Source organism: Pseudomonas sp. WS 5410, assembly GCF_012985645.1.
GTDB classification, from domain to species: Bacteria; Pseudomonadota; Gammaproteobacteria; order Pseudomonadales; family Pseudomonadaceae; genus Aquipseudomonas; species Aquipseudomonas shahriarae.
This window is the reverse complement of record NZ_JAAQWS010000003.1, coordinates 66,094-84,972: the sequence shown is the minus strand read 5'-3', so window position 1 is coordinate 84,972 and position 18,879 is coordinate 66,094. Positions and strand designations below refer to the sequence as shown.

The window sequence follows — 18,879 nt, the reverse complement described above, 5'->3', positions numbered from 1 at the left end:
CGCCTGAAGAGTTTGATGAGGTTTTAACATGGCTGAACGTCTGAATAACGACTTCCAGTTCATCGATGTCGGGCGCAAAGATCCGAAGAAGAAACTGTTGCGTCAACGCAAGAAAGAGTTCGTGGAGATCTACGAACCCTTCAAACCCCAGCACTCGGCCGATCAGGCCCACCGCTGCCTGGGGTGCGGTAACCCGTATTGCGAATGGAAGTGCCCGGTGCACAACTTCATTCCCAACTGGCTCAAGCTGGTGGCCGAGGGCAATATCCTCGCCGCCGCCGAGCTGTCGCACCAGACCAACACCCTGCCGGAAGTCTGCGGCCGGGTTTGTCCCCAGGATCGTCTGTGCGAGGGTGCCTGCACCCTCAACGACGGCTTTGGTGCGGTGACCATCGGCTCGGTGGAGAAGTACATCACCGACACCGCGTTCGCCATGGGCTGGCGCCCGGACATGTCCAAGGTCAAGCCGACCGGCAAGCGCGTGGCGATTATCGGCGCGGGCCCGGCGGGCCTGGGTTGTGCTGACGTGCTGGTGCGTGGCGGTGTGACCCCGGTGGTGTTCGACAAGAACCCGGAAATCGGTGGCCTGCTGACCTTCGGCATCCCCGAGTTCAAGCTGGAAAAGACCGTGCTGAGCAATCGCCGCGAAGTCTTCACCGGCATGGGTATCGAGTTCCGTCTCAACACCGAAATCGGCAAAGACATCACCATGGAGCAACTGCTCGAAGAATACGATGCGGTATTCATGGGCATGGGCACCTACACCTACATGAAGGGCGGCTTTGCCGGTGAGGACCTGCCGGGCGTGTATGACGCGCTCGACTTCCTGATCGCCAACGTCAACCGCAACCTGGGCTTTGAAAAGTCGCCGGAAGATTTCGTCGACATGAAAGGCAAGAAGGTCGTGGTACTGGGCGGTGGTGACACCGCGATGGACTGCAACCGTACGTCGATCCGCCAGGGCGCCAAGTCGGTGACCTGTGCCTATCGCCGTGACGAGGCCAACATGCCGGGCTCGCGCAAAGAGGTGAAGAACGCCAAGGAAGAAGGCGTGAAATTCCTCTACAACCGCCAGCCGATCGCGATTGTCGGTGAAGACCGCGTCGAAGGCGTGAAGGTGGTCGAGACCCGTCTCGGCGAACCGGACGCCCGTGGCCGCCGCAGCCCCGAGCCGATCCCGGGTTCCGAAGAGATCATCCCGGCTGACGCCGTGGTCATCGCTTTCGGCTTCCGCCCAAGCCCGGCGCCGTGGTTCGAGCAGTTCCAGATCCAGACCGACAGCCAGGGCCGCGTCGTGGCCCCGGAACAAGGCCAGTACAAGCACCAGACCAGCAACCCGAAAATCTTCGCCGGTGGCGATATGGTGCGCGGCTCTGACCTGGTGGTGACGGCGATCTTCGAAGGCCGCAACGCCGCCGAGGGCATCCTGGACTACTTGCAGGTCTAATACTGATCCCCCTGGAATGGGATCAAAAATGTGGGAGCGGGCTTGCTCGCGAATGCGATCTAACAGTGACCAGATATGTCCACTGACAACCCGCATTCGCGAGCAAGCCGGCTCCCACATTTGTTTTGCGGTGCTTTCATGTCCGCGACAAATTGACCCGATAGACAAAAGGCTGACCTGTAACCGTGCCTTTTGCGTCCGGCTCTGAGAAAATGCCCGCACTTTTTTTGCGGATGCCGACATGACTGCCCTCAAGAACGACCGTTTCCTTCGTGCCCTGCTCAAGCAACCCGTAGACGTCACCCCCGTGTGGATGATGCGTCAAGCCGGTCGCTACCTGCCGGAGTACCGCGCCAGCCGCGCCAACGCGGGCGATTTCATGAGCTTGTGCATGAACCCGGAGTTCGCCTGCGAAGTCACGATGCAGCCGCTGGACCGCTATCCACAACTGGATGCGGCCATTCTTTTCTCCGATATCCTGACCATCCCCGATGCCATGGGCCAAGGCCTGTACTTTGAAACCGGCGAAGGTCCACGCTTCAAGAAAGTGATCAGCACCCTGGCCGACATCGAAGCCCTGCCGATCCCGGACCCACACAAAGACCTCGGTTACGTGATGGACGCCGTCAGCACCATCCGCCGTGAACTCAATGGCCGCGTACCGCTGATCGGCTTCTCCGGCAGCCCGTGGACCCTGGCCACCTATATGGTCGAAGGCGGTTCGTCGAAAGACTTCCGCAAGACCAAGGCCATGCTCTACGACAACCCACACGCCATGCACTTGCTGCTGGACAAGCTGGCGCAGTCGGTCGTTTCCTACCTCAACGGCCAGATCATGGCCGGCGCGCAAGCGGTGCAGATCTTCGACACCTGGGGCGGCAACCTGTCGGCGGCGGCGTACCAGGAGTTCTCCCTGGCCTACATGCGCAAAATCGTCAGTGGCCTGATCCGCGAACACGAAGGCCGCAAAGTGCCGGTGATCCTGTTCACCAAGGGCGGCGGTCTGTGGCTGGAAAGCATCGCTGATGCGGGCGCCGATGCGCTGGGCCTGGACTGGACCTGCGACCTGGGCGAAGCCCGTCGCCGCGTCGGCAACCAGGTGGCCCTGCAAGGCAACATGGACCCGACCGTGCTCTACGCCAAGCCGGAAGCGATCCGCGCCGAAGTGGGCCGCATCCTCGCCAGCTACGGCAAGGGCAGCGGCCACGTGTTCAACCTCGGCCATGGCATCACCCCGGAAGTGAACCCAGAGCATGCAGGCGCGTTCCTGCGTGCGGTGCATGAGTTGTCGGCGCAGTATCACGAGTAAGCATCAGCTAATAAAAAACCGGCTCAGGCCGGTTTTTTATTGGCTGACGATTGTTGTAGGAGCCGGCTTGCCGGCGATGACATGCCTGAGCCTTGTGGTGATTCTTCGGGCCACATCGCTGGCAAGCCAGCTCCTACAGTTTGAGCGGTGGCAACTTGGCCAGCTTCAACGCCACCAGCAACGCCACGATCAGCAGCGCGACGATAAACCCGCCAATCCCGTTCCATCCGGCGTAATGCCAGAAAAAACCACCGGCCGTCCCGGCAATGCTCGACCCTGCGTAATAACTGAACAGGTACAGCGACGACGCCTGCCCCTTGGCTTTCAGGGCGCGGCGGCCGATCCAGCTGCTGGCTACCGAGTGGGCGCCGAAGAAGCCGAAGGTGAAGATCAGCATGCCGATGATGATCAGTGGCAGCGGGCTGAACAGGGTCAGGGTGATGCCGGCCAGCATCAGCACAATCGTGGCCCAGAGTACGCGACGGCGGCCGAGGCGGTCGGCCAGCGAGCCAATCTTCGCCGAGCTGTAGATGCCCGACAGGTACACCACCGACAGCAGGCCCACCACCGCCTGGCTCAGGTCATAGGGATCGGCCAGCAAGCGGTAGCCGATGTAGTTGAACAGCGTGACAAACGCCCCCATCAACACAAAGGCCTCAAGAAACAGCCAGGGCAGGCCGGCATCCTTGAAGTGCATGACGAAACCGTTGATCAGGTTGCGCGGCTTGAGGCTGCTGGCGCGGAAGTTGCGCGAGGGCGGCAGGATCTTCCAGAACACCGTCGCCGCAATCAGCGCCAGTGCGCCGATGATCAGCATTGCCGTGTGCCAGCTGACAAAGTCGATCAACACGCCAGTGATCAGGCGCCCGCTCATGCCCCCAATCGCGTTGCCGCCGATGTACAGGCCCATGGCCAGGCCGATGTGCTGCGGGTGGATCTCTTCGCTGAGGTAGGTCATGGCCACGGCCGCCAGGCCACTGAGGGACAGACCGAGCAGCGCGCGCATCCACAGGATGCCTTCCCAGGTTGGCATCAGGCCGCTGGCGATGGTGCACACGGCTGCGCAGAACAGCGAGGTGACCATCACCGGTTTGCGCCCCAGGCGGTCGGAAATCGGCCCGGTGATCAGCAGGCCAAAGGCGAGCATCGCGGTGGAGACGGAGAGGATCAGGCTGCTCTGCGCGGCGTTGATGGAAAATTCGTGGGACAGCACCGGCATCATCGGCTGTACGCAATACAGCAGGGCAAAGGTGGCAAAGCCGCCGGAAAACAGCGCCAGCACTGTACGCATAAACATCGGCGTACCTTTTTCGATGTACACGTCGTTGAGCTGCGCCACCACCTCATCCAGGGCAGTGGGCGGACGTTCTTGGGCAAGCGGAGCGACAGCAGCTTTCACGCGGGACCTCGGGAAGCAAAGGTAGCCAGGACTGGCCATGCAAAAAAGAATATAGCTGGCTAATGATTCTTTCCAATATATTGTTCGACCTGTTTGATAGCTTTTACGACCTAATGAGGTTTTCATGGAATTGCGCCACTTGCGCTACTTCATCGCCGTGGCTGAAGAGCTGCATTTCGGCCGGGCCGCCCAGGTCCTGGGCATCTCCCAGCCGCCCTTGAGCCAGCAGATCCAGGCGCTGGAGCAGGAGGTCGGCGCCCGGTTGTTCGAACGCACCAATCGTCGGGTCGAGCTGAGCGAGGCCGGGCGCTTGTTCCTCACGGAAGCCCGCCTGGTACTGGCCCAGGTCGACAAGGCTGCGGATGTGGCACGCCGAGCGCAGTTGGGGGAGCTGGGGGAACTGAAGATTGGCTTCACCTCTTCGGCGCCGTTCAACTCCAGCATCCCACAGGCGATTTTTGCTTTTCGCCAGGCCTTCCCGGCAGTGCATTTGAATTTGCAGGAGATGAGCAGCACCGAGGTGGCTGATGCGCTGGGGGATGAAACGATCCAGGTCGGCTTGATGCGCCCGTTGCCATTGCCCGATGCATTGAGTGTCGTAGAGCTGATGCGTGAGCCCCTGGTGGCGGTACTCAGTGCCGGGCATCCGTTGGCGCAAGGCAGCGAGCGCGGTTTGCACCTGACGCAGTTGGCTGAAGAACCCTTCGTATTCTTCCCACGGGCCTACGGTAGTGGTTTGTACGCACAGTTGATCAACCTGGCCCGCGATGCCGGTTTCAGCCCGCACTTCGCCCAGGAGGCGGGCGAGGCCATGACCATCATTGGCCTGGTGGCGGCGGGGTTGGGAGTCTCGGTGTTGCCGGCGTCATACCAGCGCATCCGCATCGACGGTGTGGTCTACCGCACCTTGCTCGACCCGGAGGCGGTAACGGCAGTGTGGCTGGTGCAGCGCAAGGACCAGCAGTCACCCATGGCCAAGGCGTTTGTCGAGCTGCTGACGCGTAAGGCGTTGGTGTAGCGGCGTTCACATATCAGGTACCGGAACCGTTTGTTTTTCACTGAGTGACATGGATGACACTTCTCTATCAGCCCAAAGAAGGCAGTGTGTTGATTTGTGATTTTCGAGGCTATGAGGTGCCGGAAATCATCAAGATCAGACCCGTCATTGTGATACGCAGGCACAGGACCAATAAGCTGTTGGTAACGGTTGTGCCCCTAAGTACCACGGCGCCGCAGACGGTACTCGCACACCACTTGCAGCTTGAAAGCGAACCCAGTGTGCTGGGCGAAATGCGACATCGTTGCCACCGTCAGCCTTGGACGAATTGATCGAATCAAGCGTAAGGATCGGCCTGGTAAACGAACTTACAAAATCGCTGAACTTTCCAGTGAGCAGTTTTTAGCTGTTAAGGCCAAGCCAGCCTGCTTGTGAAGAGGGCGCCGAAAGGCGCCCTTTGTTGTTTCTGGTGCTAGGTAGATGCCGGTTTTTCAGGCGCCGATCAGTTCTGCTTCGACGTCCCCGTCTCCTTGAACAACTGCGCCGCGGTACCCGCTTGCGCGGCGCCGTTAGAGCGCAACGCGGCCATGATGTCGCGGTCGAGCATGCTCACCCAGCGGTTGTAGTTGCGATGGATCTTGCCGTTCTTGTAGCCCAGTTCCTGGCTGTCGCGATAAGTGATGGCGTAGCTGGTGCCGGTGTAGCGAATGTCGATTTCGGCGTAGTAGCGGTTGCGCACGTTGATCTGGGCCTGGATCAGGCGTGGGTCGGCGCGTTGCACGGTCCAGTTGCGCTTGTCCAGGGCGGTGAGGATGCTCTGTTTCATTTTCTCTTCACTGACCTGCTCGTTGGCGGCAAGCGCGTGCTGGGTGTTGAGCACCGGCTTGCTGGTGCAGCCGGCAACGGTCAGCAGGGTCAGGGCGATAAGGGTGGCGCGTAGCAACGAAGACATTGCGTTCTCTCCAATCAATTAAAAGGCTTACTGCCAGCGGCGAAAGATCAGCGACGTGTTGACGCCGCCAAAGGCAAAGTTGTTGTTCATCACGTAGTCGTTGTGCATCTGGCGGAACTCGCCGCGCAGGTAATCCAGCTCGCCGCAGCGCGGGTCCACTTGATCGAGGTTGAAGGTCGGCACGTACTGGTCGCGGTTCATCATTTCGATGCTGAACCACGACTCCAGCGCCCCGCAGGCGCCCAGGGTATGGCCGAGGAAACTCTTCTGCGAGCTGATGGGCATGCGGCTGCCGAACAGGCTGCTGGTGGCCTGGGTTTCGGCAATGTCGCCTTGTTCGGTGGCGGTGCCGTGGCCGTTCACATAACCGATGGCATCCGGCGCCAGGCCGGCATCTTCGAGGGCCAGCTCCATGGCGCGGCGCATGGTGGTCTGTTCAGGTCGCGTGGTGTGCTGGCCGTCGGCGTTGCTGCCAAAACCAACGATTTCGGCATGGATATGCGCACCACGGGCCAGGGCATGTTCCAGCTCCTCAAGCACCAGCATGCCGCCGCCTTCGCCGATCACCAGGCCGTCGCGACCGCTGTCGTAGGGCCGTGGGCTGGTTTGCGGCGCGTCGTTTTTCAGGCTGGTGGCGTAGAGCGCGTCAAACACCATGGCTTCGGTGGGGCACAGTTCTTCGGCGCCACCGGCGAGCATCAGTGGCAGGCGGCCGAACTTGATCGCTTCATAGGCATAGCCGATGCCCTGGCTGCCGCTGGTACACGCGCTGGACGTGGGGATCAGGCGCCCGGTGAGGCCAAAGAAGATGCTGATATTGGCCGCCGTGGTGTGCGGCATCATGCGCACGTAGGAGTTGGCGTTCAGACCCTCGGCCACAGAGTTGAGCAGCATATTGCCGAATGCCTTGATCTCGTCGGTGCTGCCGGTGGATGAGCCGCAGGCCACACCCATGCGCCCATCCTTGATCGACGCATCGCCCAGCAGGCCGGCGTCCTGCAACGCCTGCTCGGCGGCCCACACCGCCAGGCGAGAGACCCGGCCCATGCTGCGCAATTGTTTGCGGGTCCAGTGGGCCGGCACCACAAAGTCGTCAATCGGCCCGGCCAGGCGTGTGTTCAGTTCGCTGAAGCGATCCCACTCGTCCATGCGCCGGATACCGCTGCGCCGGGCGCGGAAGTTGGCGACGATGGTGTCCCAGTCGCTACCCAGGGAGGTCATGCCGGCCATGCCGGTGACTACCACACGTTTCATCAGCACAGGCCCCCGTTCACGGCCAGGACCTGGCGGGTGATGTAGCCGGCTTCGGCTGACATCAGGAAGTTCACCGCACTGGCGACCTCTTCGGGGGTGCCCATGCGTTGCGCGGGGATCATTTTCATCAGTTCTTCCACCGGCACATTCTCATCGAGCATTGCCGTGTCGATCAGGCCCGGGGCCACGCAGTTGACGGTGATCTTGCGCTTGCCCAGCTCAATGGCCAGGGCCTTGGCGGCGCCGATCAGGCCGGCCTTGGACGCGCTGTAGTTGACCTGGCCACGGTTGCCGATAAGCCCCGAGACCGAGGTAATACACACAATGCGCCCGGCCGCACGACGCCGGATCATCGGCATCATCACTGGGTGCAGCACGTTATAGAAACCATCGAGATTGGTACGCATCACCACGTCCCAGTCGTCTTCCGACAACGCCGGGAACGCGCCATCGCGGGTCAGCCCGGCATTCAGCACCACGCCGTAATAGGCGCCGTGGGCCTCTACGTCGGCTTCAAGGATCTGCTTGCAGGTGGCCCGGTCCGCCACGTCGAATTGCAGTACCCGCGCCTTGCTGCCCAGGGCCTCGACTTCGACCTGTACGGCATCTGCCTCGGCGCGGCCGCTGCGGCAATGCAGCACAATGTCATGGCCGGCCTGGGCCAGGCGCAGGGCGATAGCGCGGCCGATACCCCGGCTGGAGCCGGTGACCAGTACGGATTCAGTCATGACGCGTGTCCTTCGATTCAGCTAAATAGTTGGCCGCCTGGGGCGGTCGAAATACGTTCAGGCGGGCGCTGGCCTGGATCCCGTCGCCGGTCAGGTGGCATTCGAACACACCCATGCCGTTGTCGTCTTCCAGGGAGCGCAGGCCGTGGATGGTCAGTTCGCTGCCGGCGGGAAAGTGCTCGACATTGCATTCGAATTTGCGCGTGCCCAGCAGGAAGCCCAACTCCACCGCTTCGCCGTTCTGGCGCGCGCGGCAGCCGGCATAGGCGGCCACGCTTTGCGCCATCAACTCGACGCCGACCCAGGCCGGCAGGCTGCCGTCAGGGCGGTTGAACAGGCCGCCGGGCTTGACGGTGACGCGGGTGCGGATCTGTTCTTCATCGAACGCCAACACCTGGTCGATCAGGATCATGTCCCCGGCGTGGGGCAGCAGTTCGGCGAGTGGCCAATGGCTCATAGGGCGTCTCCGATAATCAGGCTGACGTTATTGCCGCCGAAGGCAAACGAGTTACTCATCAGGCAGCGTTTTTCCAGGAGGTCGCCGACCTTGGCCCAGCGCAGGGCGGGCAGCGCCGGGTCGGCTTGGCCGTCCCAGATATGGGGCGGCACAGCACCTTCCATCAGGCTCAGCCAGCAGAACGCCGCTTCCAGCGCCCCGGCGGCGCCGAGGGTATGGCCGGTCATGGGCTTGGTCGAGGAACAGGCTACACCGGCGGGGAACAGGCTTGCCACGGCCAGGCTTTCCATGGCGTCGTTATGCTGGGTGGCGGTGCCGTGCAGGTTCAGGTAGCCGATCTGCGCCGGCGCCAGTTTCGCGCTGGCCAGGGCCTTGCTCATGGCCTGCAATGCGCCCTTGCCGCTGGGTTCCGGCGCAGAAATATGGTGCGCATCGCAACTGGCGCCGCTACCCAGCAGGGCGATGGGCGCCGGGGTTTTGCTCATCAGGAACAGCACCGCCGCCTCGCCGATATTGATGCCGTTGCGGTTCACCGAAAACGGGTTGCAGCGTTCGCTGGAGACCGCTTCCAGCGAGGTAAAGCCATTGAGGGTCAGTTTGCACAGGCTATCGACCCCGCCACACAGCACCGCATCGCACAGGCCCAGGTCCAGCAGGCGGCGTGCGCTCATCATTGCGCGGGCGCTGGAGGTGCAGGCGGTGGAAATCACATAGGCCGGGCCGCTCAGTTGCAGCCAGTCGGCGAGGAAGTTGGCCGGGGCGCCGAGTTCCTGTTGCCGGTAGTCATAGGCCTCGGGGAACTGCCCTTCGCGCAGGTAATGGGCGATGCCGCGACTGGCTTCATCAATGCCCGAGGTGCTGGTACCCAGCACCACACCGATACGCGAGGCGCCAAAGGTGTCGATCGCCTGCCGGATCGGGCCTTCGATCTGCAAGGCGGCCTCCAGCAACAGCTGATTATTGCGACTGCTCTGCTGGGCCAGGTGCGGCGGCAGTGGCGCCAGTTCGCCAGGCACGCTGCCCACCGGCAGTACTCGCTCGGGCACCCAGCCGCTCTCGGCGCGCATACCCGAGCAATCCCCGGCAAACAGATTGCGCCGCACGGCCTGCTGGCCACGGCCCAGGGCGCAGATGATCCCCAGGGCATTGAGGTAGGCGGTCATGGGCTGCTCTCAAGCGCGGTGACGCGATAGTTCAGGTGCTGGCCGGGCATGTTCACGCTGAAGGTCAAGGGGGCGCGGTAGATCACCTGCCAGTGCGGCTTGAGTACCCGGACGCCATCGTCTTCACGGGCTTGGGGGTAGTTGCCGGGCATTTCAGCGGCCGGGGTCAGGGCGAACAGCAGCGCCGCAAACAGCTCGCGGGCCTGGGGGTTGGGCGGTAGCAGGCCATCTGCCTGCCAACGGCCGGCCACCAGCTTTTGCCGGGCCTGGGGGATGCCCAGCGGGTCCATCAGTGACCAGCGCAGGGCCTCGCCTTCGCGCTGGATCACCAGCAACCAGTCCAGGCGCTGGCCGTCCTGCTCGCGCTCGATATGCAATTGCAGGGGCAAGGCCAGGCTCGGTGTATGCACCGGCAGTGGCGGCTGGCTGGCGCACGCGGCCAGCAGCAACAGGCAGCCGATCAACAACGCGCGGATCATGCTGGCGGGCCTGCGAGTGGCTTGCGTGCAACCACATTCACCAGGGTCTCTTCACGCTCGCCAAACGGCTTGGGCTGACGCAGGCCCCAACGCTCCAGCAGGCCGAAGTCAGCCGAGCGGCTCCACCACAGGTACGGGTACGACACATTCTGCGGGCCAAACTCGAAACCCTGGTCGCGGATCATCTCCAGGTACTCGGCGGCGCTTTTCTGCACATGCATCGGGTGGCGGAACAGCCAGCGAATCACCCAGGTGTCGATATAGGCTTCGGTGGACTCGGCAAACAGCAGGTAGCCGCCCGGCTTGAGCACCCGATAGAACTCGGTGAGTGCCCGCTGTTGCTCCACCAGGTGGTGGAAGGTCTGGTGGCAGAACAGGATATCGACACTCTCATCGGCCACCTTGAGGGTTGCGCAATCGCTGCCGATCAACTCGATATCAATGCCCTGGCGCGCCGCTTCGGCACGGCTCAGGTCGAGGCTGTGGGGGTCGGCGTCAAGGCCGATCAGGCGCTGGGGGGCGAACACCTGCTGCAAATAACGGAACGACTTGCCCTGGCCGCAACCGGCATCCAGCAGCACTGGAGCTTCCGGCAGCGGGGTGCTGAACAGGCTGCGCAGGTCGTTGATTGCCACGCGTAGCACATGATGCTGCCAGGTGTGGCTGCGCAGGAACCAGAAGCCGAATTTGGTTTCTTCGACGTAGTTTTTACTCAAGTACTCTTTTGACACAGGTGGGCTGCTCATAGGTTTTCTGCCGCACAAATTTCCGAGAGCATCCGCAAGCGGCGCTTGGGTTCGCTGACAAAGGGGTTGCGTTCATCCCAGGCGTAGCCGGCGAGGATCGAACTGATCATGCGGCGGATTTCCGGCGAGCTGCCTGGGTGATAGATCACATCCTGGAAGGTGCCGGCGTACCAGCCTTCGACGTAGCAGCGGAAGGTGTCGACCCCGCGTTTGAGCGGCACCGCGAACTCGGTTTGCCAGTCCACGCTTTCGCCCTTGAGCTGGCGGTGCAAGAGGCCGGCGGCCATGCTGGCCGAGCGCATGGCGATGGTCACGCCGGACGAGAACACCGGGTCGAGGAACTCCGCGGCATTGCCCAGCAGCGCAAACCCCGGGCCATGCAGGGTGGTGACGTTCGCCGAGTAGCCGCCAATGGTCCGGGCCGGGGTATCCCACACGGCATTCGCCAGCACACTGGACAGGCTCGGGGTTTGTTCGATAAAGCGGCGCAGGCAGGCATCCAGATCCCCATCGCAGCCGGCGAAATGCTCCTTGGCCGCGACCACGCCCACCGAGCAGCGCCCGTTGCTGAACGGGATGGTCCAGAACCAGATATCGCGCTGGGTCGGGTGGGTGGTGATAAGGATCTTGCTGCGGTCGAAGCCCGGATGTTCGATACGGTCTTCGACGTGGGTGAACACCGCCTGGCGCAGCGGGAAGTTCGACGGCGCCTCCAGGTTCAGCAGGCGTGGCAGCACGCGGCCGTAACCGCTGGCGTCGAGGACGAAGCCGGCCTTGATGTGGTATTCGCGACCGTTTTCGCGGCGTACATGCAGGTAGCGGTGGCCGGCGGCAAAATCCACCCCGACCAGGGTCTGGCCGTAACGGATCTCTACGCCTTGCAGCGCCGCCTGATCGGCCAGCAACTTGTCGAAGTCGGCGCGCTGAACCTGGAAGGTCGTGGGCTTGCCGTCGCTGAACGTGTCACCGAAATCAAAGGCGCTGTAGCGCTCGCCCCAGGCAAACGCGGCACCGGTTTTCAGTTGGAAACCGGCGGCGTTGACGGCATCGAGCATGCCGGCTTCTTCGATAAAGTCGATGCAGTGGGACAGCAGGCTCTCGCCGATGGAAAAACGCGGGAAGTGCTCGCGCTCGATGATCAATACATCATGCCCGTTACGCTTGAGCAGCGCGGCCGCAATGGCACCGGACGGGCCGGCACCGATCACCACGACCTGGCGGCGTTCCATTTCAACTGTGGGCACTGTGGCTCCTTGCCGGGTTGGCGATCATCACATTCAACTCAAAAAAATTAGTGGGCATCATTGCGCATGTTCCTGGCGGCCGGCCCATGGCGCCAGCATAAAGCTGAAGGCCAGGCCCAGGCTGACCGACAGGCCGAAATTACTCACCGCCGGGGTGCTGGACACCGCCAGCAGGCCAAAGGACAGCCAGGTGGTGACGGCTGCCAGCAACGTCCCCAGCAGGCTGACAGCGGCACCGCCGATCTGTTCGCGCATGAGGATTGCATAATCGACGCTGATCGCCGTCACCAGTAGCAGGCCGAACAGGCTGAACAGGGTCAACGGCTGCCCCAGCCAACCGAGGCTGGCCAGGCTGCACAGCGCAGCCAGCAGCGGCAGGGCGACAATCCGCAGCGCGCCGCCCAGGCCAAAGGGCAGGATCAGCAGCAAGACGATCAGTACACAGGACAATAATTTCAATTCGGCAGCGCTGATCTGGGTTGCGGCAAATACCTGGTTCAAGTCGCCGAGGCGGTCCACCAGTTGCACGCCCGGCAGGTCCAGGGCCTGGATGCGCAGCAGCGCCGGGTTGTTCAAGCCTTGCAGGCTGACCATCGCCGCCACGCCGCCCTCGACATTGCCCAGCCACAGCAGGCGCCACGGCTCGGCCAGCGGGCCAGCCAGGGCGGCGTCGATGTCGGCGGTGGGCAGCGCCTGCAACTGCGCCAGCTCTGCTTGCAGGGCGCTGGCGGGGATGCCGAGGTCGAGCAGCGGTTGCCACAGGGCGGGCAGTTGATTCAGGGCTTCGCGCAATTGCTGCTGTTCGCCGGGGGTGCTGACCAGTTGATTGAGCGCCAGGTAGCCTTGCAGTTTTTCCATGTGCAGCAGTTGATCCAGGCGCAGGCTCAATGCCGCCTGGCGTTCCAGCAACTGCTGTTGATTGTCCGCGCGTACCAGGAAGAACTGGCTGGTGGGCTGGTAGCCGGTAATGCGGGCAATCGCCTGGGCTTCTTGCAGCAGTTGCGGCGGCGCGCTGATCCACTGGCGAATATCGTTCTTGCTGTTCAGCTGCCACAGGCCACCGGCGCAGAACAGCAGGGCCAGCACCAGCAATGCCTGGCTCGGCAGGCGCTTGAGCAGCGACTCACGCACCCCCAGCAGGAACTCGGCGACCCGCAGCGGCCATTGCGCCGGGCGCAGGTCCATGCCGTTGAGCAGCGCCGGCAACAGGCACACCGCCGACAGGTAGGCGCCCACCAGGCCGGCGGCGGAGAACACGGCGATCTGGGTCAGCGCCGGGAACGGCGTCCAGGCCAGGGCCAGGTAGCCGATGCAACTGGTGGCCAGGCTCAGGCTCAGGCCCGGCAGGGTCAGGCGCAAGGCTGGCCAGCTGCGCCAGGGTTGCAGGCTCCAGCTCTTGGACAGGTAGTGCAGCGGGTAGTCGACGGCCACGCCGATCAGGCTCGCGCCCAGCACCAGGGTCATCACATGCATATGGCCGAACAGCGCCACACAGGCCACCGCGCCAAACAGCATGCCCACTAGCACCGGGACAAACGCCAGCAACACCCGCCAGCGACGAAACGCCAGCAGCAACAGCAACAGGATCCCCACTGTTGCGCCACCGCCGACCCAGGTCATCTCGCGGCTGGCTTGTTGTTGACCGTTGGCCGCGTACAACAGGCCGCTGGCGGCGAGCAGTTGCACGCCGTGCTGGGCGGCCTGTTCGCGGCTGGCTTGCAGCAAGTCGGCGACTTGCAGCGGCAGCTTCATATCAAAGGCATTGCCCTGGGTACGCGCACGCAGCAGTACCCAGCTCTTGCCGTCGGCATCGGCGATCAGCGCGCCGCTGCCGATGTCCAGTTGCACCGCGCCGTGTTGTGGCTGGCTGCTCTGGATGCGTCCGGTCAGGCCCAGCCAGTCGTCCTGGCTGGGGACCAGGCTGAAGCCGGTAAAGGGATCGAACAGTGTGTGTACCCGCTCTGCGATAAACGCCGCAGGCTCGCCGATCAACTGTTCGCGGTCCTTGGTCGACAGCATCGCCAGGCGCCCTTGCAGCAATTGCTGGCGCAGGGCGGGCAGGTCGGCTTGCAGGGTCCAGGTGACTTTTTCAAACAGACCGCTGGCCTGCCAGCGCTCGCCCAATTGTTCGGCCATGGCCACCGCCTGCTGACGCTCGGGATGCCCGACCAGCACCAGCATCTCGCGGTTCAGGGGTTCCTGCATGCGCTGCTCGGCCGCCAGCTCCAGGGCGTCCGGGGTGTTACCCGGCACCAGTTCCATCAGGTTGGCCGACAACGGCGCGCCCTGGCGCCATTGCCAGCCGGCCAGGGCCAGCACCGCCACCAGCAGGATCAGGAACAGGCGCGGCAACCAACGCTCACTGGGCAAAGTCGTGTTGCTCCGCGTCGCTCAAAGGTTGCGTGCTGGTACTGTCCTGCATGCGCAACAGGGTGCTGTCGCCCTGGGTTTCCAGCAACTCGATGGTGTGCACCAGTTCGCCGCCGTCGATATTGATTTGGGTGAACACTTGCTTGAGCAGCAGCGAGCGCGGGATCAACGTGAGTTTCCAGGCCTTGGCTTCGCCTTGCAGCTGCAACTCGAAGTCGCGCTGCAAGCCACTGCTGTCGCCTTGCAGCACGGCGAGGAACAAACGGTTCTGCTCGGCGCCGGCGCTTTTGTTCGGCAGTGGCTGCCAACCGTTTGCATCACGGCGGGCAATACCCTGGGCGTTGATGCGGTAGTCCTGCTGCAGCGGGGTTTTCAGCAGCCAGAGCAGGCCGTGGTCCTTGGCCAGGACGAAGGTACCTGTGCTGGTCAGCGGCTGGGGCAGGGCCCGCAGGTGTTTTTCCTGGATGAAGTTGCCGTGGATCACCGTAGGCTTGGCCAGTTGATCGCTGAGCTGTTGCAGGTCAAAAGCATAAGCCCCGAAGCTCAGCAGCAACCCTGCCGCTGTAGGTGCGAGCTTGCTCGCAAAAAACCTCAGGGCGCTGCGCAGTGTCAGGGCCCCTGCGTTAGCGTTGACGTCCATCGCCGGCAAGCCAGCTCCCACAGGGGTCAGCATTTCAAGGCCCTTTCGACGGCGGTGGTGAACACGGTTGGCGAGGCCAGTTGCATCTCGCGGCTGGCAATTTCTACGGCCACTTGCACGGTGCTGGCGCGGGTCAGGCGTTCGCCGCTGGCAAGGTCGGTGATCAGGTAGTTGACCTTCAAGCGGTTCTCCCACTCCACCAGGCTGGCGCGCACGTTGAGGGTCTGGCCAAAGGTGGCGCCACGCACGTAGCGCAGTTGCATGTCGATCACCGGCCACGCATAGCCGGATTCGAGCATTGCCGTGTAGTTGTGGCCGAGCTTGTCGAGCAACGCGCAACGGGCGATTTCCAGGTACTTCACGTAGTGGCCGTGCCAGACCACGTTCATCGTGTCGATGTCGAAGAACGGTACGAGAATTTGTGTGTCGCTGTGCAATACGCCGGGGCTACGCATGCAGCCTCCAGTGTTGCGCGGCGATGCGTTGCAGGCACAGGCGCAGTTCGCCCTCCAGGGCCCGGTCTTCGATCACCGGCGGGAAGTCCTTGGCCAGTGCCTCGTGCATCGCAGCCAGGGCTGGCGGCAACGGCCGTGCATCCTTGACCTGGGCGCGCAACCACACGCCCTGGTTGGCGGCGAGCAAGGTGGCGGCGGCCACTTGTTCGGTCAGCTCCAAGACGCGGATCGCATCGCGGGCGGCGATGGTGCCCATGCTGACCTTGTCCTGGTTGTGGCATTCGGTGGAACGCGAAAAGACGCTGGCCGGCATGGTGTTTTTCAACGCTTCGGCGGTCCAGGCGCTGGTGCCGATCTGCACCGCCTTGAAGCCGTGGTTGATCATTGCGCGGTCCGCCGGGGCGCCCGACAGGTTGCTCGGCAAGCCATGGTTGTAGCGCTCGTCCACCAGCAGCGCGAGTTGCCGGTCGAGCAGGTCGGCGACGTTGGCCACCAGGTTCTTCAGGCTGTCCATGGCAAAGGCGATATGCCCGCCGTAGAAGTGCCCGCCGTGCAGCACGCGTTCGGCTTCGGCGTCGATGATCGGGTTGTCATTGGCGCTGTTGAGTTCGATCTCGATAAACGAGCGCAACCAGTTCAGGCTGTCGGCCAGCACGCCGAGGACGTGGGGCGCGCAGCGTAGCGAGTAGCGGTCTTGCAGGCGGTGCAGCGGCGCGGTCGGGGCGTCGATCGCCAGGTCCTTGCGCAGCCAGGCTGCGACCTGCATCTGCCCGGGGTGTGGTTTGGCGGCGAACAGGCGTTCGTCGAAGTGCTCCGGGTTGCCTTGCAACGCCACCACGTTCAGCGCGGTGATGCGTGTGGCCAGTTGCAGCAGGTAGTCGGCGCGGGCGAAGGCCAGGCAGGCCAGGCCGGTCATCACCGCGGTGCCGTTCATCAGCGCCAGGGCTTCCTTGGGTCGCAGCACCAGCGGGGTCCAGCCCAGCTCGCGATGGACATCGGCAGCCTGGCGGCGCTCGCCACGGAACAGCACTTCACGCTCGCCGGACAAGGTCGCGGCCACGTACGACAGCGGCGTCAGATCGCCGCTGGCGCCGACCGAGCCTTCTTCCGGGATCAGCGGCAGGATGTCGTGTTCAAGAAACGCATGCAGGCGCTCCAGCAGTTCAACCCGCACCCCGGACACGCCATGGCACAGCGACTGTAAACGCGCCGCCAGCACCGCACGGGTGGCCTGGGCGTCGAGCAACTTGCCCAGGCCGCAGCCGTGGAAGGTGTACAGGTGTCGCGGCAATGCCTCGACATGCTGCAACGGCACCGCCACCACGCACGAGTCGCCATAGCCGGTGGTCACGCCGTAGATCACGCCTTCCTTGTCCAGCAGCGAATCGAGGAACTGCGCGCCCTTGGCGATGCGCTGGCGGTACCCGGCATCGTCTTGCAGGCGAGTGGGCGCCTGACGGTTGGCCAGGGCCAGCACGTCTTCGATGCGCAAAGGGAGTTCGCCGAAGGTTACCGGCTCAAGCGGATGCGTCGTCATCGGTCTTCCAGAAAGGGTAAAAGTTGAACCATTGTTGGGGCGCTTCCAGGCAGAACTGGCCCAGGCGTTCGGCGTAGCGGGCGGCCCAGTGGGCGATCACTTGCGGGCGGTCGCTGCGTTTCCATTCGATCAATTGGGCGAAGGGCTCGATGATCAAACGATAGCGGCCCTGGTGCTTGAGGCACATCAGCAGGTTGACCGGGCATTTGAGCAGCCCGGCCAGCAACCACGGGCCCTGGGGGAAGGCCGCGCTATGGCCGAGAAAATCCACGCGCACGGTGCGCCCGCCATGCAGCGGGATTCGGTCGCCGGCAATCGCCAGCCATTCACCGTCGTCCAGGCGCTGGCTGAGCAGCAGCATCACCGCCGGGTCCAGTTCGCTGACCTGGATCAGCCGCAGGTTGCTCGCCCCGGCTTCGCCCAGCAGGCGGTTGAACTGTTCGGCATGCTTGGTGTGCACCAGCACATTCATGGTGACTTTCTCGCCCAGCTCCGCCAGGGCCCGGCACACTTCCAGGTTGCCCAGGTGCGCACCCACCAGCATCTGCCCGCGTTCGCCGCGCAGTTGCCCGCGCAACTGGGCCGGGTCGATGATCTCGATCTGTTCCAGGCGCAGCTTGCCGTTCCATACGTCGAGCTTGTCCAGCAAGGCGTCGGCGAAGGCCATGAATTGGCCGAAGACCTTTTTGTGGCTGGGGCGCAGCTCGTCGCGCCCGCTCCAGTCGGCCAGGCGCTGCTGGTATTGCCAGATGCTCTGGCGCGCAGCGCGGCCAAACACGAAAAAGTACAGGACAATGCCATACAGCAGTGGGCTCAGCACCCGGCGCCCGAGGACCTTGGCGGCGAACGCGGTGAGCTTCATCAGCCAGAAACTGCCGCGCTCCTGGCGGTCGGCCCAATGCCGGGTGTTTTCGCTCATGCCTGCCACCGTCGCCAGAGGATCAGCGGCGCGCGCGGCAACATGCCAAAGAACAGCCGGGTGTGCATCGACGAAATCAGCAGGTTGTCGTGGAACATCCGAAAGTGCGACAGGCCATCGGCGGGGTAATGCACCTTGGTCGGCAGCCAGCGCATCGGCTGGTTGCGCCATGACAGGCGCACGAGGATGTCGGAGTCGAAATCCATGCGCTTGCCGATCCGCGCCGAGTCCATCAGCGCCAGCACCGGTGCCAGCGGGTAGATGCGAAAGCCGCACATCGAATCGCGGATCTGTAGCGACAGGCTGTTGATCCACACCCAGACATGGGTCAGGTAGCGGGCGTAGAGGCGGCCCTTGGGCACGCTATCGTCGTATTCGGGGTAGCCGCAGATCACCGCATCGGGGTGAGTGCGCGAGGCGTCGATAAACAGGGCGACTTCGCGCAGGTCGTGCTGGCCGTCGGCGTCCACTTGCAGGGCATGGGTAAAGCCCAGGCGTGCGGCTTCGCGAAAACCGACTTGCACCGCACCGCCCTTGCCCTGGTTGGTGGGCAGGGTGATCAGCGAGACGTTGTCCAGGCTGGCCAGTTGCGCCAGTACGGCGGCGCAGGCGGGGCTGCTGCCATCGTCCACCAGCAGGCAGGGCAGGCCATGCTCCAGCAGGCTGCGGACCACGGCGGGCACGGCGGCTTCATGGTTGTAGACCGGGATCAGGGCGCAGGGGTTATGCATGGTGGCGGACACCTGATGAACCGAGTTGCCTGCATCGCAGGCAAGCCAGCTC

General features: G+C 63.4%; 19 protein-coding genes. 4 read left to right on the top strand and 15 right to left on the bottom strand.

All coding sequences use genetic code 11. From position 1 onward, the window contains the following. Positions 1–28 precede the first annotated feature (28 nt). Positions 29–1,447 carry an FAD-dependent oxidoreductase gene (locus tag HBO24_RS06215; protein WP_034105894.1) on the top strand — a complete coding sequence of 473 codons (1,419 nt, stop codon included), beginning with the start codon at positions 29–31 and terminating at the stop codon, positions 1,445–1,447. 241 nt (positions 1,448–1,688) lie between these two features. After that, on the top strand, positions 1,689–2,756 hold the full coding sequence (hemE, locus tag HBO24_RS06210) for a uroporphyrinogen decarboxylase (RefSeq protein WP_170059434.1): 1,068 nt from the start codon (positions 1,689–1,691) through the stop codon (positions 2,754–2,756). A 133-nt stretch (positions 2,757–2,889) separates the two neighbouring features. On the opposite strand, the gene HBO24_RS06205 is transcribed toward hemE, so the two are convergent. Beyond that, positions 2,890–4,155: an MFS transporter gene (locus HBO24_RS06205; RefSeq protein WP_170059433.1), complete on the bottom strand. Its 1,266-nt coding sequence runs from the start codon at positions 4,153–4,155 to the stop codon at positions 2,890–2,892. Between the two features lie 124 nt (positions 4,156–4,279). Between HBO24_RS06205 and HBO24_RS06200 the strand changes: the two genes are divergently transcribed. Together HBO24_RS06200 and HBO24_RS06195 are read left to right on the top strand one after the other, a co-directional pair. Beyond that, positions 4,280–5,173, top strand: coding sequence for a LysR family transcriptional regulator (locus tag HBO24_RS06200; RefSeq protein ID WP_057437242.1), 894 nt, complete (start codon positions 4,280–4,282; stop codon positions 5,171–5,173). A gap of 53 nt (positions 5,174–5,226) precedes the next feature. After that, complete coding sequence (locus HBO24_RS06195; protein WP_262152901.1) at positions 5,227–5,484, top strand: type II toxin-antitoxin system PemK/MazF family toxin; 258 nt, start codon at positions 5,227–5,229, stop codon at positions 5,482–5,484. A 170-nt stretch (positions 5,485–5,654) separates the two neighbouring features. On the opposite strand, the gene HBO24_RS06190 is transcribed toward HBO24_RS06195, so the two are convergent. Genes HBO24_RS06190 through HBO24_RS06125 form a run of 14 tightly spaced genes read right to left on the bottom strand, consistent with a single transcriptional unit; the run spans position 5,655 to position 18,827 of the window. Further along, the gene (locus HBO24_RS06190) at positions 5,655–6,104 is read right to left on the bottom strand and encodes a hypothetical protein (RefSeq protein ID WP_170059432.1); all 450 of its coding nucleotides are present in this window, start codon (positions 6,102–6,104) and stop codon (positions 5,655–5,657) included. 27 nt (positions 6,105–6,131) lie between these two features. Next, complete coding sequence (locus HBO24_RS06185) at positions 6,132–7,358, bottom strand: beta-ketoacyl-ACP synthase (RefSeq protein ID WP_115129347.1); 1,227 nt, start codon at positions 7,356–7,358, stop codon at positions 6,132–6,134. Further along, positions 7,358–8,086, bottom strand: coding sequence for a 3-oxoacyl-ACP reductase FabG (gene fabG, locus HBO24_RS06180; RefSeq protein WP_170059431.1), 729 nt, complete (start codon positions 8,084–8,086; stop codon positions 7,358–7,360). The genes HBO24_RS06185 and fabG overlap by 1 nt, the downstream gene beginning before the upstream one ends. Continuing rightward, positions 8,079–8,543, bottom strand: coding sequence for a hotdog family protein (locus tag HBO24_RS06175; protein ID WP_057437248.1), 465 nt, complete (start codon positions 8,541–8,543; stop codon positions 8,079–8,081). Before HBO24_RS06175 ends, fabG begins: the two co-directional genes overlap by 8 nt. After that, positions 8,540–9,706: a beta-ketoacyl-[acyl-carrier-protein] synthase family protein gene (locus HBO24_RS06170; RefSeq protein ID WP_115127212.1), complete on the bottom strand. Its 1,167-nt coding sequence runs from the start codon at positions 9,704–9,706 to the stop codon at positions 8,540–8,542. Before HBO24_RS06170 ends, HBO24_RS06175 begins: the two co-directional genes overlap by 4 nt. Continuing rightward, positions 9,703–10,185: a hypothetical protein gene (locus HBO24_RS06165; protein ID WP_170059430.1), complete on the bottom strand. Its 483-nt coding sequence runs from the start codon at positions 10,183–10,185 to the stop codon at positions 9,703–9,705. The genes HBO24_RS06170 and HBO24_RS06165 overlap by 4 nt, the downstream gene beginning before the upstream one ends. Beyond that, entirely contained in the window at positions 10,182–10,931 is a 750-nt protein-coding gene (locus tag HBO24_RS06160; protein WP_115127213.1) for a class I SAM-dependent methyltransferase, read from the bottom strand. Before HBO24_RS06160 ends, HBO24_RS06165 begins: the two co-directional genes overlap by 4 nt. Next, positions 10,928–12,175 (bottom strand): NAD(P)/FAD-dependent oxidoreductase, encoded by a 1,248-nt coding sequence (locus HBO24_RS06155; protein WP_262152902.1) that lies wholly within the window; start codon positions 12,173–12,175, stop codon positions 10,928–10,930. The genes HBO24_RS06160 and HBO24_RS06155 overlap by 4 nt, the downstream gene beginning before the upstream one ends. Positions 12,176–12,232: 57 nt before the next feature. After that, a complete protein-coding gene (locus tag HBO24_RS06150; protein WP_170059429.1) occupies positions 12,233–14,545 on the bottom strand; it encodes an MMPL family transporter in 2,313 nt (770 codons plus the stop codon). Beyond that, a complete protein-coding gene (locus HBO24_RS06145) occupies positions 14,535–15,218 on the bottom strand; it encodes an outer membrane lipoprotein carrier protein LolA (RefSeq protein ID WP_233096763.1) in 684 nt (227 codons plus the stop codon). The genes HBO24_RS06150 and HBO24_RS06145 overlap by 11 nt, the downstream gene beginning before the upstream one ends. Further along, complete coding sequence (locus HBO24_RS06140) at positions 15,212–15,640, bottom strand: acyl-CoA thioesterase (protein WP_057958093.1); 429 nt, start codon at positions 15,638–15,640, stop codon at positions 15,212–15,214. The genes HBO24_RS06145 and HBO24_RS06140 overlap by 7 nt, the downstream gene beginning before the upstream one ends. Continuing rightward, a complete protein-coding gene (locus HBO24_RS06135) occupies positions 15,633–17,177 on the bottom strand; it encodes an aromatic amino acid ammonia-lyase (RefSeq protein ID WP_170059428.1) in 1,545 nt (514 codons plus the stop codon). The genes HBO24_RS06140 and HBO24_RS06135 overlap by 8 nt, the downstream gene beginning before the upstream one ends. After that, complete coding sequence (locus HBO24_RS06130) at positions 17,158–18,096, bottom strand: glycosyl transferase (RefSeq protein WP_115127216.1); 939 nt, start codon at positions 18,094–18,096, stop codon at positions 17,158–17,160. Before HBO24_RS06130 ends, HBO24_RS06135 begins: the two co-directional genes overlap by 20 nt. Next, positions 18,093–18,827: a glycosyltransferase family 2 protein gene (locus HBO24_RS06125; protein WP_170059427.1), complete on the bottom strand. Its 735-nt coding sequence runs from the start codon at positions 18,825–18,827 to the stop codon at positions 18,093–18,095. Before HBO24_RS06125 ends, HBO24_RS06130 begins: the two co-directional genes overlap by 4 nt. Positions 18,828–18,879: the final 52 nt, after the last annotated feature.

Bases quoted from the DNA above. Each gene is read 5' to 3' on its own strand.
- HBO24_RS06200 (WP_057437242.1), top strand. From the start codon at position 4,280: ATGGAATTGCGCCACTTGCGCTACTTCATCGCCGTGGCTGAAGAGCTG.
- HBO24_RS06145 (WP_233096763.1), bottom strand. From the start codon at position 15,218: ATGCTGACCCCTGTGGGAGCTGGCTTGCCGGCGATGGACGTCAACGCT.
- HBO24_RS06160 (WP_115127213.1), bottom strand. From the start codon at position 10,931: ATGAGCAGCCCACCTGTGTCAAAAGAGTACTTGAGTAAAAACTACGTC.
- HBO24_RS06195 (WP_262152901.1), top strand. From the start codon at position 5,227: ATGACACTTCTCTATCAGCCCAAAGAAGGCAGTGTGTTGATTTGTGAT.
- fabG (WP_170059431.1), bottom strand. From the start codon at position 8,086: ATGACTGAATCCGTACTGGTCACCGGCTCCAGCCGGGGTATCGGCCGC.
- HBO24_RS06130 (WP_115127216.1), bottom strand. From the start codon at position 18,096: ATGAGCGAAAACACCCGGCATTGGGCCGACCGCCAGGAGCGCGGCAGT.
- HBO24_RS06140 (WP_057958093.1), bottom strand. From the start codon at position 15,640: ATGCGTAGCCCCGGCGTATTGCACAGCGACACACAAATTCTCGTACCG.
- HBO24_RS06125 (WP_170059427.1), bottom strand. From the start codon at position 18,827: ATGCATAACCCCTGCGCCCTGATCCCGGTCTACAACCATGAAGCCGCC.
- HBO24_RS06170 (WP_115127212.1), bottom strand. From the start codon at position 9,706: ATGACCGCCTACCTCAATGCCCTGGGGATCATCTGCGCCCTGGGCCGT.
- hemE (WP_170059434.1), top strand. From the start codon at position 1,689: ATGACTGCCCTCAAGAACGACCGTTTCCTTCGTGCCCTGCTCAAGCAA.
- HBO24_RS06215 (WP_034105894.1), top strand. From the start codon at position 29: ATGGCTGAACGTCTGAATAACGACTTCCAGTTCATCGATGTCGGGCGC.
- HBO24_RS06185 (WP_115129347.1), bottom strand. From the start codon at position 7,358: ATGAAACGTGTGGTAGTCACCGGCATGGCCGGCATGACCTCCCTGGGT.
- HBO24_RS06135 (WP_170059428.1), bottom strand. From the start codon at position 17,177: ATGACGACGCATCCGCTTGAGCCGGTAACCTTCGGCGAACTCCCTTTG.
- HBO24_RS06190 (WP_170059432.1), bottom strand. From the start codon at position 6,104: ATGTCTTCGTTGCTACGCGCCACCCTTATCGCCCTGACCCTGCTGACC.
- HBO24_RS06175 (WP_057437248.1), bottom strand. From the start codon at position 8,543: ATGAGCCATTGGCCACTCGCCGAACTGCTGCCCCACGCCGGGGACATG.
- HBO24_RS06165 (WP_170059430.1), bottom strand. From the start codon at position 10,185: ATGATCCGCGCGTTGTTGATCGGCTGCCTGTTGCTGCTGGCCGCGTGC.